Source organism: Desulfosporosinus sp. I2 (assembly GCF_000960765.1).
Lineage (GTDB): Bacteria > Bacillota > Desulfitobacteriia > Desulfitobacteriales > Desulfitobacteriaceae > Desulfosporosinus.
Window position 1 is genome coordinate 19,333 of sequence record NZ_JYNH01000008.1, and the last position, 17,950, is coordinate 37,282.

Here is a 17,950-nt window from a genome sequence, read left to right on the forward strand (position 1 = left end):
TACGATGGCACGAGATAAAGATAGACATACTTGGCGCGAAGGATATACTACAGGAAGCTGTGCAGCAGGCGCAGCAAAAGTCGCTTGTCTGCTCCTCAGGGGGGACAGTTTAGCTAAGCAGGTTGAGATTCCTCTGCCGAATTCAGCGCGTTTAACGATACCGATCCATCGTGGAGAATCCGGATATCCAGAAGCTAGGGCGAGCATTCTCAAAGACGGCGGGGATGATGCGGATATTACGCATGGGCTTGAAATCCAGGCGATCGCTCGCTATATTTCCCCTCAAGGAGAGGTCCACATCCGCGGGGGCCAGGGAGTTGGAACCGTCACTAAAAAAGGATTGGCTCTCTCGGTCGGGGAAAGTGCCATTAACCCGGTGCCAAAGAAGATGATTTTTGAAGCGGTTCGAGAGGTCTTTCCTACTGAAGCGCTTGAAATAATCATCGAAGTTCCTGACGGAGAAAAGACTGCCTTGCGTACCCTTAATCCGAGACTAGGGGTAATTGGAGGAATTTCAATTCTCGGGACAAGTGGGATTGTCCGACCAATGTCCGAGGAAGCCTTTAAAACCTCGATCCTGCCGGAGTTAGACCAAGCAGTAGCCTATGGGCATAAAACCATAGTTCTCACTCCAGGGCACTATGGGTATCGTGTGGCGACGGAGAGTTTTAAGGTACCGACCGAAGCAGTAATCCAAATGAGTAATTTTGTAGGCTATTTATTAGAAGAAGCTGCCTACCGGGGGATTAAACAAGTAATTCTCTTAGGGCATATTGGAAAGCTTATAAAAGTCTCCGGCGGAATTTTCCATACTCATAATCGTGTCGCTGATGCCCGAATGGAAATCCTGCTGGCGCATGCCGCACTAGCAGGGGTTAATCAGGACACCTTAAAACATCTGACTGAGTTTCCAACGACTGAAGGAGTTACCTCAGAACTATTGCTCCTTGGAGAGCAAAAGTTACTTCATCATCTGGCACACCTGGCAAGTGAAAGAGCCCAGGCGTTCGCTTTTGGAGATCTAAGCGTTGGAACGATTATGACATTATTAAATGGTCAACCAGTTGGCTGGGATCTGAAAGCTCGTCAGCTAGTTGAGGAACAAGGTTGGGCGTGGCCTATTTAGGGTAAAACAAGGGGACAGGTAAAACAAGGGGACATAAAACAAGGGGACACATAAAACAAGGGGACAGGTACGTTGTTTCTGTTACCTGATAGGTATAATAGAAAACAGTGGAAAACAGGGGGACGGAAAAACAGTGCACCTGTCCCCCTGTTTCACTTAAATAATCATTTTTTGAGAAGGTATTTTGAAAAAGAGGAATTTAGTATATACTTATAGAATAAATCATTATCCGTTCGAATACATTACTCGTGAATTTAATAGCGTTATGCTTAAGGTTCCTTTGTAATAAAGGATCTAAAAGGGGAAGTCGGTGAAAATCCGGCGCGGTCCCGCCACTGTAAACAAGGAGTTCTCTTCAGATATCCACCATCAACTACTTTGATGGAGGAGAGAACGATGCTTTGAAGCCAGGAAACCTGCCTTAAGTAACATCACAGACCTACGGGCGATAGGAATTGTGTGTGTTTATTTAGGGTAAACCATACGAGCCGCTCAGGCTCGTTTTTTATTTTACTAGTCAGCACAATCTGATCTCCTTAAACAAGCGATAAACGAAACTTATGGAAGAGGGGTCATGTATGTTACAGGTGATCGGAATCGGTCCTGGAAGGCCGGAATGGTTGCCCCCTGCAATTTCTGAACTTGTAAAGTCCTGTGAAATTTTAATTGGAGGGTCTAGAGCGCTTAAACTGTTTCCGGATTTCACAGGACGCCAGTATTCCTTATCCGGTGACCTAGCCAGTAGTGTCGAGCTGATCAGAAAGGCACTTCAGGAAGAAAAAATTGTTGGAGTTCTCGTCTCTGGTGACCCTGGATTTTTCAGTTTTTTACCTAGACTTAAAAGGGAATTTCCTGAGGAAAGAATCGACGTCTATCCAGGGATCAGCTCGCTTCAATTTGCTTTTGCGAGAGCTGGGCTTCCATGGCAGGAGGCAACATTTGCTAGTGTTCATGGTCGAGAGCTGTCCATCCTTCCTCAGATGATAACCCGTCCTACAGCGGTTCTAACCGGTGGAGAAAATACTCCTCAGAAAATCGCACAATTCTATCTGGACCGCGGCTATAACCCGTTAATATCGCTTGGGAATGCCCTTGCTTATCCAGAGGAATTTTGGGCGACAATGGATGCGGAGCATTTGGCTCAGGAAAAGACCTTGTTAAAAAATGCTATTGTTATCCTGTATCCTGCTCAGAAACGAGATACAGGGATCGATTCTCAGCAGGGTACGACAGATGATAGCCATCAGCTTTCCAAGCAAACTATTATTCATGATAACCGGAGACCCACTGAACACAAGACTGGTGCTAGGCTAGGAATTCCAGACGAAGAGTTTCTGCGAGGTAAAGTACCCATGACCAAGGCGGAAATTCGTGTGCAAGTACTCGCTAAAGCTCAAATCTCACAAGATGACCGTGTCGTGGATATTGGGGCTGGTACGGGGAGTATAAGTATTGAAGCTGCTGGTCTCGCTTCTGAAGGGGTAGTTTATGCGATTGAACATAATCCAGAGGCTCAAGCACTTATTCTTGCCAATCGACAAAGGTTTGGCATCTCTAATCTTCAACTGATTCCTGGAGCTGCGCCGGATGTCTTCGGAGAGCTTCCTCCAGTGGATGTCTGTATTATTGGCGGGAGTAATGGACGTTTATCAGAAATTTTAAACACGGTTCCCCTTATTGAAGGGGGAAGAATCGTGATCACAGCAGTGACGATCGAAACAGTGGCACAAGGATTAAAACTACTCACTGACTATAACTATCAGGATATAGATACAATTTCTATTCAAGCGGTCCGTTGGAAAGCAGTGCAAACTCTGCATATGGCACAAGCCTTGAATCCAATCTTTATAATATCAGCACGAAAAGGGGAAACGTCATGACTATAAACTGGGGAAAATTCTATGGAGTCGGGGTCGGTCCCGGTGATCCACGGCTCTTGACTTTGCAAGCCGTCGATGTCCTGCAAGCGGTCGATATAGTAGCCATCCCAAAATCTAAGCTTGATCGAGAAAGTGTAGCTTGGGATATTGCCAAAATTCATTGTCCAGCCAAGGTGCGTCTTGTCGAACTCGAAATGCCTATGACTTCCGATCAGCAAGTTTTGGCAAAGGCTTGGCAAGATGGAGCACTAACTCTTCTTGCCGAATTGAAACAGGGTAAATCCGTGGCCTTTATCACACTGGGTGATCCTTCACTTTATAGCACTTACAGTTACCTACTCAACATCCTTCAGGAGGAACTTCCTCAAGAGTGCATAGTTACAGTACCAGGGATCACAGCAATGTCCGCAGCGGCAGCCAGGATTAACTTACCGCTTGCCACAGGGGATGAGCCTCTGCTTATTTTACCAAGTACCGAAGATGTGGGTGAATTTCTCAACTTCCCTAATTTAGTCTTAATGAAAGTCTCTCGAAGACTTCCTGAAATTTTAACCCTTCTCGAAGAGCATGATAGAAAAGCCGTCTTATTAACTCGCCTTGGACAAGCCGGTGAGAAAATCCGTTGGGAACCTAAACCACAGGATTTCACAGCCGATAAAATTGATTATCTCAGTTTGTTACTCGTCAAAAAGGATTTGTTGGGGAGGGAAAACAGTGAGCCAGACAAAAACTAACGGTGAAGTGATCTTCGTCGGAGCTGGTCCGGGGGATCCTGAACTGATTACGATCAAAGGATCGCGCGCACTCGAACGAGCGGACCGCGTAATTTATGCTGGCTCGTTAGTCAACCCAGAATTACTTAAGATTTGTCGTGCTGGAACCCCTTTTCACGATAGCGCTCATCTCACACTTGAAGAAGTAGTCACTCTCATGTTCGAGGGAACTAAGCGTGGCGAAACGATTGTCCGACTTCATACAGGAGATCCCAGTATGTATGGAGCGATTAAGGAGCAATTTGAACAGTTAGATAAGCAAGAAATACCGTATTCCGTCATTCCAGGGGTTAGTTCGGTGTTTGCTGCTGCCGCAGCGGTTAAACGTGAATTTACGCTGCCAGATATTAGCCAAACCTTGATTCTTACTCGCTTAGCTGGACGCACTCCAGTTCCAGAACGTGAAGCTCTTGCAAAATTGGCCAAACATCAAGCCAGTATGGCAATTTTTCTAAGTGTTCAAGATATGGGTTCTGTCGTTCAAGCGTTGCTAGAAGGTGGTTATCTGGCTTCTACTCCCATAGCTGTGGTTGCCAAAGCGAGTTGGCCGGATGAAGAAGTTCTATTGGGAACCCTAGAAACGATCGTCGAAAAAGTCAAAGAGGCAGGGATTCGTAAACAAGCACAAATTCTTGTCGGAGACTTCTTAGATCCAGCCAATGGGTACGCCCGTTCAAAACTCTATGACCCGACCTTTACACACGAATATCGGCAAGGAACAAAAAAGTGAATGTAAATGCAAGCGATGATAATAACGTAAACGTCGACGTAAATCCTAAGGTTGATGTAAATACGAAAGTAGCTCTTGTGTCGTTAACTGACCGAGGATTAGACACGATCCTGCGTATAGGAGAGGGCCTTCCGAATAGCATTATTCTAGAGTTTTATCTACCTGAGAAAGTAATTGTTCAAAGCGAACAACTCTCAAAACAACGACCATCCCTGGCTCAGGGTCAAGAACAAATCCAAGAAGAATCTCTAGTACAGTGGAAAGCACAACCTCCCCTCAAAATGCAACTACAATCGTTCCATCGTTTGAGCGATATCGTCCCAAGGTTATGGCAAGAGCATGCCGTTCTTATCTTTGTAATGGCGACTGGAATTGTCGTTCGCCAAATTGCTTCCTTGATCGAGTCGAAGGACCGAGATCCGGCCGTGCTTGTCTTAGATGAGGAAGGGAAATTCGTAATTCCTTTGCTTTCCGGGCATTTAGGTGGTGCAAATGCATGGGCCCATCAAATCTCTGAACAGATTGGGGCTTTGCCCGTTATCACGACTGCTACGGATGTGAGGGGCTTGGTGGCTCCAGACGAATACGCTCGCCGATTCGGTTGGAAAGTGGAACCTGTCCAACATTTGCCTGCGGTTAACCGCATACTTTTGGAGCGGAAGCTCCTTAAGGTTTGGGCATTTTCTCCATTAAAGCCTAAGTACGACACATGGCTTAACGATCCCCATTATGAATTCTTATCAAAAAACGATAGAGATCAAGCGAATGTGATTGTCGACCCTTTTCTAAACTCAAGTATTAAAGCAGATTGCCTGTATTTAATTCCACCAATTTTAAGTGTCGGGGTGGGATGTCGTCGAGGGGTTTCTAAGGAAGTCATTCTAGAGAGAATCAGAATGGCAGTAGATCAACTTGGATCCTCACTGAAGGCAATCTCAGGAATCTATAGTATTGACCTTAAATCCGATGAAGTGGGTCTAATTGAAGCGGCTAAAGCCCTGCGGGTTCAGTTTCATACCTTTCCAGCGGATGAACTGCAAGCGGTTAATCTTCAAAATCAGTTAAGTCGATCAAACTTTGTAAGCGAAAAGATAGGAGTGGACGGTGTATGCGAAGCAGCGAGTTTACTGGGGGCTCAAAAGGGGCGGCTAGTCCTGCCGAAAACCAAGGGGCAGGGGGTCACAGTGGCGATCAGCATAGAAAACTCTTTGTCGTGGGCCTAGGGCCTGGAGACCAAGATCATATGACAACACGGGTTCAGTCGGTATTAAATGACGTTGAATTTATCGTAGGCTATAAAACTTACATAGATCTTATTCGGCCGTTTATTACCCATCAACAAATTGTAGCAACTGGGATGCGTCAAGAAATTGACCGCTGTCGAGAAGCGATTCGCTTAGCTGCTGAGGGACACCGAGTTGCTGTCGTAAGCAGTGGAGATGCCGGAGTTTATGGCATGGCGGGGATAATTATTGAGTGTCTGGAACAAGAGAACCTTTTGGATCTACCCTTAGAAATCATTCCTGGAGTAACGGCGGCTTCTGCGGCTGCTTCTATGCTAGGAGCTCCTTTAATGCATGATTTCGCGGTAGTTAGCCTAAGTGATCTCTTAACTCCCTGGGAAGTTATTGAGAAACGAGTGCGTTTAGCAGCGGAAGGGGATTTTATCTTCGCCCTGTATAACCCGAAAAGTAATGGTCGTCCCCAGCACATTGAGACCGTCCGCGAAATTGTACTGCGCTATCGTCATCCTAACACTCCGGTAGGCCTAGTTCGAGAGGCATTACGAGGGGAGGATTCGAGCGTACAAATCACGACACTAGCCGATTTCACAAAACACCCCATCGACATGCTGACAACTGTGATCATCGGAAACTCTCAAACTCGTGTTGTTGGTCCTTATATGGTAACTCCCAGAGGGTATAAACTGTGAGGCTTTTGGTCTTAGCAGGCACAGAGGATGGACGAGAGCTGGCGGATGCTCTTATGCAGCGTGGACATGATGTTTTGGTATCTACACTGACAGCTTATGGTGCAGATTTGGCACTAGAACAAGGGTTGCCTGCTCGCTCAGGAGCGATGGATGCGGAAATCCTTACTGACCTTCTAAAAGCTAATTCCTTTGCTGCTCTCGTAGATGCAACTCATCCTTACGCGGTACGGGTGAAAGAAATGGCTAAAAAGGTTTGTGACGATTTAGCACTCCCTTACCTGCGCTGGGAGCGCTCAGCACTGGAACTCGCAGATCATCCCCTCATACACTGGGCTGAAGACATACCAGCCGCTGCGCAAATTGCAACCGAGTTAGGACAACGTATTTTACTGACCACCGGAAGCAACGGGTTGCCTGAATGGATAGCTCAGCGTTCTATTAACGCTAAAATGCTCTATATACGCGTTCTCCCTACTTCTGACGTGTTAGCACGCTGTGAATCGTTGGGTTTCAAACCTAATCAAATCATCGCTGCTCAAGGACCGTTTTCCCAAGAGTGGGATGAAGCGATGTTTAAGCAATTAAAGATTGAGGTTGTCGTAGCCAAAGAAAGTGGAAAAGTAGGCGGGACCCTTGAAAAGGTAAAGGCCTGTCTCAGCTTAAACATACCGTTGGTAATTTTAAAACGACCAACAACCGAAAAGGCTTCAAATAGTTGGACACTTAGCCAATTTATTAAACATTTGGAGGAAATGCTATGAAATCAGAAATTATTCTCTTAGGACACGGCAGCCGTCGTGCAGAAGCTAACCAAGGGCTTTTAGTGGTCGCTGAAAAAGTAAGTCGTTTAATGGGACAGCCGGTAACCCCTGCCTATATGGCTCATGATCACCCTAGCCTTCCGGAAGCAGTTGAAGCAAAAATTCAAAGCGGTGCGTTACGCATTGTCGTGATGCCACTCTTTCTCTTCCGCGGAATCCACGTGACGGTAGATATTCACGAAGAATTGCATGAAATTCGCGAACAACATCCGAACGTTGAGATCATTTTCACCAAAGAACTGGGAGCTGATGACGGTATCGCAAGTTTGGCCAGCCTTCGCATTAAGGAGGCTTTAGGCGAATGATGACAGATTTCATATTAGACCCGGGGCAAATTGAAGTAGAAAGTATGAAACTTATACGGGCTGGTCTAACCCGTTCATGGCTAGATGCAGACTACCCAGTTGTAGAACGTATCATTCATACAACGGGGGATCCTTCGTTAGAGTCTTCGATTGCCATTCATCCCGAAGCGATCGCTTGTGGGCTCAAGGCTCTGAAGGAGGGAGCCAATGTCATCACGGATGTGGAGATGGTCCGAGCAGGGATCTCCAAAGAGAAACTAAAAGCGTTGGGTGGAACCGTGGAATGCTTCCTGAATTCTCCCGAGGTCCCCGAACAAGCGAAAGCTTGGGGAATCACACGCTCGATGACCGCTTTTCGCCTGAATGCAGACCGTCTTCGTGGCTCAATTGTAGCCATTGGCAATGCACCTACGGCCCTTATCGAAGTCTTGCGTTTAGCTGAAGATCCGGAGACTCGACCCGCGTTGATCGTTGGAATACCCGTGGGTTTTATCGGTGCTAAAGAATCCAAGGATTTGCTATGGGAGCATCAAGAGTTCCCCTCGATTACAGTACTCGGCACGCGGGGTGGAAGTCCAATCGCTGCCACTGTTGTTAACGCGCTAATATATACGGTTTTGAAACGACTCAAATAAGTTGCTTAGTGAAAGTTAATCAGTTGAACTTGTTCGACCAAAGCTGAACATTGAGACATAAAAGGAAAGCACCACTTAAGAAAAAGAGGGTGACAATGATGTCTTTAAACAATCAATCGACTGCCAAACTGATGATCCAAGGGACCTCTTCCAGCGTTGGAAAGAGTGTTTTGGCGGCTGCGTTTTGCCGAATATTTTACCAAGAAGGGTACCATGTAAGTCCGTTTAAGGCACAGAACATGGCTCTTAACTCATTTGTGACTACGACAGGTGGGGAAATGGGAAGAGCGCAAGTGGTTCAGGCCCAAGCCGCCGGAGTTGAGCCAGAAGTCCGAATGAACCCCATTTTGCTTAAACCCAGTGGACCGACCGGTTCTCAAGTTGTGATTATGGGCAAATCTCAGGGGAATGTGACTGCTCTGCGTTATCATGGGGAATATCAGCGCATGACCTGGCCGTATGTGACAGAGGCTCTCCACGGACTACTCAATGAATTCGAAATTGTTGTGATTGAAGGGGCAGGAAGTCCGGCAGAAGTCAATCTTAAATCGAACGATATTGTTAATATGCGAGTTGCCATGGAGGCCAATTCACCAGTTTTGCTCGTGGCTGATATCGATCGTGGCGGAGCCTTGGCATCAGTTGTTGGGACTTTGGAATTAGTGGAACCCGAAGAACGAGCTATGATAAAAGGGATTATTTTCAATAAGTTTCGGGGGGAAATCAAACTTCTACAACCAGCCCTCGATTTCATTGAAGAACGAACAGGAATTCCCGTAGTAGGGGTTGTTCCCTATTTCAAGATCCGTATTCCAGACGAAGATTCTGTGGCTCTGAGCGAAGCTGACGAAAAACCCTCAGTTTCTTTAGCAGAACAATTAGATGTTGCGGTGATTCGTTTACCTTACATTTCGAACTTTACAGACTTTGATGCGCTTCAAGATGAACCAGATGTGGCGGTCCGCTATGTCACTGACCCGGCGAATTTAGGAAAACCAGATCTCCTCATTATTCCTGGGAGCAAAAATACTCTGGCGGACTTACGTTTTCTCCATGAAAGCGGATTTGGAACTTATATTCAAACGTTCTGTCAAGAAGAGCTGCCTGTCATAGGGATTTGCGGTGGTTATCAAATGATGGGGCGCTTGGTGAAGGATCCGTTACATACTGAGTCAGAGCTTGAAGAGGTTTTAGGACTTGGGATTCTGCCAATGGTGACGGAATTTTATCCTCAAAAACATACCGTCCAGAGTAAAGGGACCATCCTTGCCGAGCAAGGCTTTTTAAAAGCTTGTACAGGGCAAACGGTGGTGGGCTATGAGATTCACATGGGGCGGTCCACGTTAGATGAAGGGCATTCACCGCTATTTAATTTGACGTCGAATGGAGAGTCCAATGTTGATGGTTTGCAGGCAGGTAATTCCTATGGCACTTATTTACATGGAGTTTTTGATAATGACGGCTTGCGTGCCTCACTTTTGAATTGGCTCTGGGAGCGCAGAGGGATAACGAGACCTGTCGAAGCGTCACTTTCTCAGGCAGCACTTCGTGAATCAGCGTTTAATGAGTTGGCAGATTTAGTCCGTCAAAATGTAGATTTAGAACGGATTCGAGCCATAATGGGCTTAAAGGTTGAGTAAGACCTTAAATTGAGCTTAAACGATGATGATGAATCTTAGGAAAAGACTGGGAGACTCAAAATGATGGAAACGCTTAGTATAGTATGGGCGGTTCTTCCGATCGCTGTTCTGTTTGGCTTTATGCTTGATCAAGTTATAGGAGACCCGCGTAGCTGGCCCCATCCCGTCGTGGGAATAGGAAATATGATTGCCTATCTGGAGCACAAGCTTAATATAGGAGCTCCCAGGTTACGGCGTCGCAACGGAGTCCTACTCACGATCCTTGTAGTAGGAGGAAGTTATCTGCTAACCTGGGGGGCAGTATGGGCAGCAAAGAGTCTTCATCCCTTGTTCGGCTTAGTAATCAGTATTTATGTTATTTTTACAACGTTAGCGGGTAAATCCCTCTTAGATGCTGGGCAAAGTGTCCTAGTCCCTTTGCTAAAGGGGGACCTGAGTGAGTCTCGTACTCGGCTTTCTTGGTTGGTCAGTCGGGATACTGAGAATCTTTCCGAAGGAGAAATTGCTCGGGGAACGGTTGAAACCTTGGCAGAAAACTTCGTTGATGGGATCCTATCTCCAATTTTTTATGCGTCTGTCGGAGGAGCGCCTTTAGCAATGGCCTTTAAAGCAGTTAGCACGTTGGATTCCATGGTCGGTTATAGGAATGAGCGTTATAAAGAGTTTGGCTGGTTCTCAGCTCGAACGGATGATTGGGCGAATTATGTGCCAGCGCGCTTATCAGTTCCAATATTACTCCTTGCAGGTTGGTTGAGGGGAATGACAGTAGGTCAAGCCTATCGGATTTGGAAGCGTGATGCCTCCGGCCATCCTAGTCCCAATGGTGGAAATCCGGAAAGTGTGGTTGCAGGGTTACTTGGTATACGCCTGGGAGGGATTAATATCTATCATGGCCAGACTCATCACCGTGCAGAGATGGGAGATGCTCTCCATCCCGTAAACGCCACAGATATTGTTCGTTGCCGTCAACTAGTCCAAACAGCGACTTGGTTATCTCTTATCCCTGCACTTATTATAGCTTACGTAGTTTAGCGAGCGCGAAGTTCGATGCGCGTACAAAGAAAACTTGGCTAGCGCCAAGAAGAATTTATTTCATTCATCAGTGGTACTGCATAGCGGCATGGGAGTCTGACTAGTATAGAATATTCGCTCCGCGAACCTCGATTTCGAACCTCGAACCTCGTGCCTCGCGCCTCGAATCAGAAGGGAGATACAGCATGAAGATTCCACGGATTGTCCTAGCAGGAACGCATAGCGGCGTTGGAAAAACAACCCTTGCTACGGGTTTGATGGCGGCTTTAAAAAAACGCAATCGACCAATCCAAGGGTATAAGGTCGGACCAGATTACATCGACCCCAGTTATCATGCGGCAGCTACAGGAAGGGCTTCTCACAATCTAGATCGCTGGCTGTTGGGCGAGCATCTTCCTTCCGTCTTCGCTCAAAGTGCAAAGGAACGTTGGGCAGTGATTGAGGGTGTCATGGGTATGTTTGATGGGATGAGCGGAACCGCAGGTTTTGGAAGTACGGCTGATGTAGCAAAACTTCTGCAAGCTCCCATTGTTCTCATTGTCGATGCATCTTCTATGTCACGAAGCGTCGCCGCTCTCGTTCATGGATTTAACTCTTTTGACCCACAGGTAAAAGTACAGGGTGTAATCCTTAACCGTGTTAAATCAACGGCTCAGGAAAAAATACTGAGAGAAGCTCTTAGTGATCTTCAGATTCCGGTTGTAGGGGTCCTGCCAAAAGAACTCTCCTTACACCTTCCAGAACGGCATTTGGGATTGATTCCCGTGGGGGAAGGTGAACTGTTAGAAGGTTATATTGAGACACTTTCAGAGTTAATTACTCAACACGTTGACTTAGATCAAGTCGAACGCCTTATGTTAGGTGCCCCCGAGTTTAGTTTAGCATTTTTAGACCAAGAAACTCTGACAACTTCCACGTGTTCTGCCAGTCATTCGAGCATTTTTGATGCTTCTTTAAATGACGCCACAAAGTCAAATTCCACGACTCAAGCTCAGAATAAGAAATTCAGGCTAGGCTTGGCGAGGGATGAAGCCTTTCTATTTTACTATCAAGATGCTTTAGACCTTGCAGAACGCTTGAATTCTATAATTATACCGTTTAGCCCATTACACGATTTGTCTCTACCATCGGACCTTGATGGAATTATCTTAGGCGGCGGATTTCCCGAACTTCATCTGAATCGATTGAGCGAAAACCACTCATTTTTAAACTCTCTGCGCGCTTTTGCAGAGAGTGGCAAACCAATCTATGCAGAATGTGGAGGGTACATGTATCTGGGTAAATCCATTAAGGATTTTGAAGGTAATGAGCTTCCGATGGTGGGCCTAATTCCGATGAAGGCTGAAATGACAAAACGCTTGCAGGGTATAGGGTATCGTAAAGGTGTGTTTCATAAGGATAATTTCCTTGGTCCTCGAGGAACCATAGTTCAGGGACATGAATTTCACTATTCTCGTGTGGTTTATGATCAAGAGTATTCTCCTGTTTACGAATTGTTTAAGGGAGATCAAGCAGATCGAATGGAAGGATATGCCCGAGATAATATCATCGCTTCCTATCTTCACTTGCATTTTTCGGGACATCGGGAATTGTTTGAGCACTGGTTTGCTTCCCGTTCTGGGAGACTAGGAGTATGATAACGGTCTTTACCGGGCAAGGAAAAGGAAAAACCACCTCAGCCCTCGGAGAAGCTGTACTCGCTTACTCTCAGGGAAAACGTGTTTTAATGGTGCAATTTCTGAAAGGGAGCACTTATAGTGGTGAACTTGTGGGGCTTAATCGTTTAGCGATACCAATTATTCAATTTGGAGTTGGTTGTCGCTGGGCGGGGATGATTCGTACTGGCATGAAACACTGTACGGGATGTGGGGAATGTTTTCGAGAAAACCGTAATCCAGAAATTGCCTTGGATTTGGTTAAACAAGCCTTTGATTTTTTATCAACTGAAGTTGCGGCTGATACTTATCAAGTGATTATTTTAGATGAAATTAGCCACGCCTTAAACCGTGGTTTTATAGATATAAATTTATTGAAAGAGCTGCTACAAACTGGGTCTTCCTTGGACTGGATACTTACGGGTCGAGGAATGCCCGAAACCATAGAGTCTGTCGTGGACAATTGGTATGACCTTAACATGTTAAAACATCCTTTCTCACAAGGGGTTAGCAGTCGTAGGGGGATTGAATATTAATGGATTTCGCTGTCGGGTCTGCCCGGTGTCCGGGGACATGTGGGGAATGGGTACAAGGGGCCCGCAAGGGAGTCCCGTTTCTAATAGATTGTCCCATTGACCGTTTTTCCGAAGCCAGAGTAGTATTGAATTTTCATACTAAGAATTGGGAGCTTCCTCTACACAAGACCAAAGTTCTTCAAATGTTGGAATTACTGAAAGAAAACTTAGGCCTACCCATGTTAGGCGGTAAGGTAGAGTTTTTGCAACAGCTCCCTGAAGGGAAAGGAATGGCGAGCTCGACAGCAGACATCACTGCTGTAGCGGCAGCCACTCTGATGGCCCTCGGAGAGGAGCCCGTTCCGGAACGTTTAGCACAGTTGGCTTTACAGATTGAACCCAGTGATAGTGTCATGTTCCCAGGAATTACGGAGATTGAGCATGTTCAAGGACATAATTATCGCCAACTAGGTTCTTCAGTACCTGCTTTGTTTTTGGCCTTAGATTGGGGTGGAGCGATCGATACTAGAGTGTTTAATGCTCGACCTGGGCTAGCGGAGCATTATCGGCGCTATGAGGTTGACATTGGGAAGGCATATCGATTGGCCCGCGAAGGAATAGAACAAGAGGATTTAGAAAAATTGGCCACGGCAGGAACGATTAGTGCCCAATGCAATTTAGAAATCAATTATAAATCATTGTTTGGACCTTTCTTGACTTGGGTTAGGCAGAAAGGGGGACTCGGAGTTGTGACGGCTCACAGTGGCACACTACTCGCCGGGGTATTTCCCCAAAACGATTTTTTCAGTCGGGAAGCACGTCATAATTTACAACTTGAAGCCCAACAACTGTTTGAACCGGTCTATCTAGATCTTTTTCTCAGTCAATCGGGTGGAATCGTAGCCACAAATTTAGGAATTACTGAAAATATGGGGTGAGATAATGCACGGTGGCAATCTCCGCAAAGCTCAAGAGTTATATGGTTTGGATTCTTTGATAGACCTCTCCGCCAATATCAATCCGTTTGGACCCCCGAAAGGAGTTTGGGCATCCTTAGAACAGGGAATGGGGGATATTGTGAATTACCCTGATCCCGAGAGTTTAGCTTTGAGAAAGACGCTTTCTAACCATCTGAGCTTACCTGTCGAAGCAATTATGTTAGGTAACGGAGCAGGTGAACTGATTTTCACACTCGTGCAAGCGTTGAAACCTAAAAAAGTGGCAATTCCAATTCCGACATTTAGTGAATACGAACGGGCAGCGCGTTCAGTTGGAGCTGAAATCCACTATATCCCATTAGGACCTGAGGGCTGGTCAAAGTATGATCGAACGGATGAAGAAAGCTGGCGGGAAATCCTTGAAGGGTGCGACTTACTCTTTCTCTGCTCCCCCCACAATCCCACGGGGACAGTGCTTGCCAATAAGTCAATAGAAAACATCCTGAAAATTACCAAGCAACTGGGATGTCGTGTTCTTTTTGATGAGTCGTTCCTCGACTTTCTACCAGACGAATCCCGTAAATCGGCAAGGGCCTATCTGGATTCCAATGCTCATCTCATGGTCTTATACTCCTTAACAAAGTTTTATAGTTTACCAGGGTTGCGTTTAGGAGCGGTCTTTGCAGCTCCTTCTTTGCTTGCCCTTTTCGAACAATATAGAGATCCATGGTCGGTCAATGTTCTTGCTCAACATGCCGGGATGGCTGCGCTTCAGGATTTGGGCTTTGCTGAGGAGGCACGGCTAAAATTAATGGAGAGCCGAGATCATTTCTACAGAGAATTTGCACAAAGTAATTTTATAGGTTTACGGCTTTGGCCAACATCTGTTAATTTTGCCCTGATTGAGGTGTTGAATCATTCGTCCGAACCTCTGATTCAGCATTTAGGGCGTTTTGGAATTATGGTCCGTGATTGTTCCAGCTTCACGGGTCTTCCAGGTGATTTTATACGGGTTGCGATTAAGGATATCCCCAGGATGAAGCGGCTTATTGAGGGGTTAAAAGAATTTTATTTATGGGTTGAAAGAGGTGGTACGGATGCACATTGCTGAAGGGATGCTTCCAGCTCCCTATGCAATAGCGTATTGGGTTGGCGCAGGAGTTTTTTTTGCCGCTGGGGCTAAATCGTTGGCTAAAAAGAGTCAGGAAATACCCATGATGAAACAACTCACTGGGGTTATGACGGCTGGAATCTTCCTTGTCTCACTTCTTCCCATTCCAGTGCCAATGACGGGCACCTGTTCCCATCCTGGTGGAACCCCTTTAGGTGCCATCTTATTGGGCCCGGCAGTTTCTGTGTTAATGAGCCTTATTGCGCTTTTATTTCAAGCTCTCTTCTTTTCCCACGGTGGATTAACGACACTTGGGGCCAACACCCTGACAATGGGAGTCTTTGGAGGATGGGCAGGGTGGCTGCTTTTTTGGGGATTGCGCCGACTCAAGCTCAATCTCTTTTGGTCAGGATTTATTGCAGGGTTTCTTGGTGATTTAGCAATTTATATAGGGACGTCGACTCAATTAGCCTTAGCGATTCATGGTACACATCCATTCAGTGAAGTTTTTAAAGCAATCTTAGTGGTCTTTATTCCCACCCAATGGCCAATAGCCATTTTAGAAGGGATATTTACAGGATTAGTCCTGAAATATATTGCTGATCATCGTCCGGATATTCTAATCATGCTCAGAGTTCTACCAGCTTCTAACGAGGCTACACATCCTCGTTACGACGAATCCTCAAGTACTAATCTCTCAGAAAGAGGGAAAATCGGATGAAACAACGCACGTGGAAATGGGGTCTCCTGATTTTGTTTCTGGGGGTTATCGTATATCTGGGAGTCTACTCTCCAGCAATGCCGGGAGCAGATACACATGTCAGTGCTGTGGCGGAGAAATATGCTTCACAAGTGGGGGCAGGGGAACGTCCCCCTTTAATCAATACTGATAAGGGGGATCTGTTACTTTTTTTGTTTGCTGTAGGGGGAGCGATTGCAGGATTTTGGATAGGATACGTTTGGCGGGACCTTTTCGGACGAACTGGAAAGTGAATGTGGAACTCCCACTTGCAAATATAGGAGTTCCAATGGATAAGGGGAGAGAAGAATGCTGGCGCAAGGGATAAGAGTACAGAATCCAACAACAAAATTGTCACAGGTGGATGGACGCGTCAAATTGTTCTTGACCGTTGCTGGTTTGCTTGCGGCCACAAGTACAAGTTCTTGGTTACTCCCATTTTGTTTTGGAATTGGAAGTCTCCTACTCTTGCGCCTGGTTGGAGTTAGTGGGCACTTGCTGTGGAGACGTTTAAGACCGATCCTCTTACTTGCTACCTTAATAGGTGGGTCTCAGATTTTTATTAATGGTCAGACTCCAATATTTCAATGGGATATCTTCTCGATTCATATAATCGGGTACCGCGAAGGAATGGAACGGGGCGAACTATTTGCAGCACGAATTTTAGGCGGTGTCAGTGTGATGTCCGTGTTGACGTTCACGACAACGGTTCAAGAGTGGATTCAAGCCCTTGCTTGGTTTAGAGTTCCACAAGTGGTTATTGAAATCATGACGCTAGCCTATTCCTCCTTATTCACATTGTTAGATGAGTTAGAACGTTTGCAAAAGGCCCAACAGATGAGATTGGGTTACGGAACATGGTGGCGAAGCATACAATCCATCGGTGCCATCGGTGGGATATTGTTCATCCGAGTTTTTGACAAGAGCGTTCGATTATGGCAAGCTATGAAATGCCGAGGGTATAATGGCGAAATATCCGTGCTTCATAATCGTGCCCTAAAAAAGAAGGATATTTTGGTCTCTGGTTTTGGATTCATAATGATTCTTGGTAGCTGGTTGGTTGGAAAATAGCGTATAAAGAAAACTTGGCTAGCGCCAAGCCTTGGTGAAGGAGGTCGCCTTAGTTGCACTTATGCTTCCAGAAAGTATGTAACGAAGTTATACTTTCTGACTAGTACAAAATAACCAAAGGAATTTGAGGGTGACGTTTTGGCAATCTTGGAGACAGAAAACGTAAATTTTGCCTATCCGAGCGGGGCTGAGATTTTACACGGTGTCAACTTTTCCGTCAATGCAGGGGAATGTGTCGCGCTATTAGGAGCTAATGGCTGTGGCAAGACAACCTTATTTCAGCATTTTAATGGGTTATTAAAACCTCGTTCTGGAAGTGTTCTGTTAAAAGGAAAAGATTTATCCCAATGGCACAAAAATGAAGTCTTTACTCAAGTCGGAATGGTTTTTCAGGACCCACATGATCAGCTGTTTGCAGCAAGCGTCTATGAAGATGTATCCTATGGTCCTAAAAATATTGGCTTATCACCCTCGGAGATTCAGGAACGAGTGGAATCAGCCTTAAAACAATGTAAAATGTGGGATCAACGAAATCACAGCATTCATCAATTAAGCTACGGTCAGAAGAAACGTGTGGCCATTGCTGGGGTGTTAGCTATGCGCTCTGAAATCATCGTTTTGGATGAGCCCACGGCAGGTCTCGACCCCCGAACTGCGGCAGATCTGATGCTTACGTTAAAGGGATTACAAGTCAATAAAGGGTTGACCATTATTCTTTCAACGCACGAAGTGGATATCGTACCCATCTACTGTGATAAGGTCTATGTCATGCAAGAAGGGCGTATTGTGATTAAAGGAACCCCCGAACAGGTATTTTCGGATCCTGTACTCATTCGAGAAGCCTACTTACGTCTACCTAGAATCGCCCATCTTTGGGAGATCTTAAAGCATAAAGAGGGACTAGACTCCTCAGCTAATCCTCTAACCATAAAAGAGGCGAGAAAGGCCTTTCGGAAATTGTAAGTTTGCCTGAGATCCTTTTAATACACTTCCATAAATGGAGGTGTATCTTTTTTTTATTAGACTACAATTATTACAAATGGAAA

General features: G+C 45.8%; 19 protein-coding genes and 1 riboswitch. All 19 genes read left to right on the top strand.

All coding sequences use genetic code 11. From position 1 onward, the window contains the following. Nucleotides 1-4: 4 nt before the first annotated feature. The 19 genes from cbiD (at nucleotide 5) to UF75_RS03860 (ending at nucleotide 17,867) form a co-directional block, all read left to right on the top strand. Nucleotides 5-1,126: a cobalt-precorrin-5B (C(1))-methyltransferase CbiD gene (gene cbiD / locus UF75_RS03770; protein WP_045573266.1), complete on the top strand. Its 1,122-nt coding sequence runs from the start codon at nucleotides 5-7 to the stop codon at nucleotides 1,124-1,126. A 255-nt stretch (nucleotides 1,127-1,381) separates the two neighbouring features. Then, nucleotides 1,382-1,565, top strand: a riboswitch (cobalamin riboswitch). Between the two features lie 139 nt (nucleotides 1,566-1,704). Continuing rightward, complete coding sequence (locus UF75_RS03775; RefSeq protein WP_045573267.1) at nucleotides 1,705-3,006, top strand: bifunctional cobalt-precorrin-7 (C(5))-methyltransferase/cobalt-precorrin-6B (C(15))-methyltransferase; 1,302 nt, start codon at nucleotides 1,705-1,707, stop codon at nucleotides 3,004-3,006. Further along, the gene (cobI, locus tag UF75_RS03780; protein ID WP_045573268.1) at nucleotides 3,003-3,740 is read left to right on the top strand and encodes a precorrin-2 C(20)-methyltransferase; all 738 of its coding nucleotides are present in this window, start codon (nucleotides 3,003-3,005) and stop codon (nucleotides 3,738-3,740) included. Before UF75_RS03775 ends, cobI begins: the two co-directional genes overlap by 4 nt. Next, a complete protein-coding gene (gene cobM, locus UF75_RS03785) occupies nucleotides 3,721-4,509 on the top strand; it encodes a precorrin-4 C(11)-methyltransferase (protein WP_045573269.1) in 789 nt (262 codons plus the stop codon). Before cobI ends, cobM begins: the two co-directional genes overlap by 20 nt. 77 nt (nucleotides 4,510-4,586) lie before the next feature. Further along, nucleotides 4,587-5,732: a cobalamin biosynthesis protein gene (locus UF75_RS03790; protein WP_045573310.1), complete on the top strand. Its 1,146-nt coding sequence runs from the start codon at nucleotides 4,587-4,589 to the stop codon at nucleotides 5,730-5,732. 20 nt (nucleotides 5,733-5,752) lie between these two features. Then, nucleotides 5,753-6,442 carry a precorrin-3B C(17)-methyltransferase gene (gene cobJ / locus UF75_RS03795; protein WP_045573311.1) on the top strand — a complete coding sequence of 230 codons (690 nt, stop codon included), beginning with the start codon at nucleotides 5,753-5,755 and terminating at the stop codon, nucleotides 6,440-6,442. Beyond that, on the top strand, nucleotides 6,439-7,203 hold the full coding sequence (gene cobK, locus UF75_RS03800) for a precorrin-6A reductase (protein WP_045573270.1): 765 nt from the start codon (nucleotides 6,439-6,441) through the stop codon (nucleotides 7,201-7,203). The genes cobJ and cobK overlap by 4 nt, the downstream gene beginning before the upstream one ends. Beyond that, on the top strand, nucleotides 7,200-7,568 hold the full coding sequence (locus UF75_RS03805; protein WP_045573271.1) for a CbiX/SirB N-terminal domain-containing protein: 369 nt from the start codon (nucleotides 7,200-7,202) through the stop codon (nucleotides 7,566-7,568). The genes cobK and UF75_RS03805 overlap by 4 nt, the downstream gene beginning before the upstream one ends. Further along, entirely contained in the window at nucleotides 7,568-8,203 is a 636-nt protein-coding gene (locus UF75_RS03810; RefSeq protein WP_045573312.1) for a precorrin-8X methylmutase, read from the top strand. The genes UF75_RS03805 and UF75_RS03810 overlap by 1 nt, the downstream gene beginning before the upstream one ends. Nucleotides 8,204-8,298: 95 nt before the next feature. Beyond that, nucleotides 8,299-9,843, top strand: coding sequence for a cobyric acid synthase (locus UF75_RS03815; RefSeq protein ID WP_156146204.1), 1,545 nt, complete (start codon nucleotides 8,299-8,301; stop codon nucleotides 9,841-9,843). Between the two features lie 60 nt (nucleotides 9,844-9,903). Continuing rightward, the gene (gene cbiB, locus UF75_RS03820; RefSeq protein ID WP_197079316.1) at nucleotides 9,904-10,875 is read left to right on the top strand and encodes an adenosylcobinamide-phosphate synthase CbiB; all 972 of its coding nucleotides are present in this window, start codon (nucleotides 9,904-9,906) and stop codon (nucleotides 10,873-10,875) included. 185 nt (nucleotides 10,876-11,060) lie between these two features. Next, a complete protein-coding gene (locus UF75_RS03825) occupies nucleotides 11,061-12,512 on the top strand; it encodes a cobyrinate a,c-diamide synthase (protein ID WP_045573273.1) in 1,452 nt (483 codons plus the stop codon). Then, nucleotides 12,509-13,066 (top strand): cob(I)yrinic acid a,c-diamide adenosyltransferase, encoded by a 558-nt coding sequence (locus UF75_RS03830; protein ID WP_045573274.1) that lies wholly within the window; start codon nucleotides 12,509-12,511, stop codon nucleotides 13,064-13,066. Before UF75_RS03825 ends, UF75_RS03830 begins: the two co-directional genes overlap by 4 nt. Further along, nucleotides 13,066-13,983, top strand: a complete 918-nt coding sequence (locus tag UF75_RS03835) for a GHMP kinase (protein WP_045573275.1) — start codon at nucleotides 13,066-13,068, stop codon at nucleotides 13,981-13,983. Before UF75_RS03830 ends, UF75_RS03835 begins: the two co-directional genes overlap by 1 nt. 4 nt (nucleotides 13,984-13,987) lie before the next feature. Next, nucleotides 13,988-15,094 carry a threonine-phosphate decarboxylase gene (locus UF75_RS03840; protein WP_045573276.1) on the top strand — a complete coding sequence of 369 codons (1,107 nt, stop codon included), beginning with the start codon at nucleotides 13,988-13,990 and terminating at the stop codon, nucleotides 15,092-15,094. Next, nucleotides 15,081-15,815, top strand: a complete 735-nt coding sequence (locus UF75_RS03845) for an energy-coupling factor ABC transporter permease (RefSeq protein WP_082075000.1) — start codon at nucleotides 15,081-15,083, stop codon at nucleotides 15,813-15,815. Before UF75_RS03840 ends, UF75_RS03845 begins: the two co-directional genes overlap by 14 nt. Beyond that, on the top strand, nucleotides 15,812-16,087 hold the full coding sequence (locus UF75_RS03850) for a hypothetical protein (RefSeq protein WP_052692984.1): 276 nt from the start codon (nucleotides 15,812-15,814) through the stop codon (nucleotides 16,085-16,087). Before UF75_RS03845 ends, UF75_RS03850 begins: the two co-directional genes overlap by 4 nt. Nucleotides 16,088-16,142: 55 nt before the next feature. Then, the gene (gene cbiQ, locus UF75_RS03855; RefSeq protein WP_045573277.1) at nucleotides 16,143-16,904 is read left to right on the top strand and encodes a cobalt ECF transporter T component CbiQ; all 762 of its coding nucleotides are present in this window, start codon (nucleotides 16,143-16,145) and stop codon (nucleotides 16,902-16,904) included. Between the two features lie 138 nt (nucleotides 16,905-17,042). Next, entirely contained in the window at nucleotides 17,043-17,867 is an 825-nt protein-coding gene (locus UF75_RS03860; RefSeq protein WP_045573278.1) for an ATP-binding cassette domain-containing protein, read from the top strand. Nucleotides 17,868-17,950 lie beyond the last annotated feature (83 nt).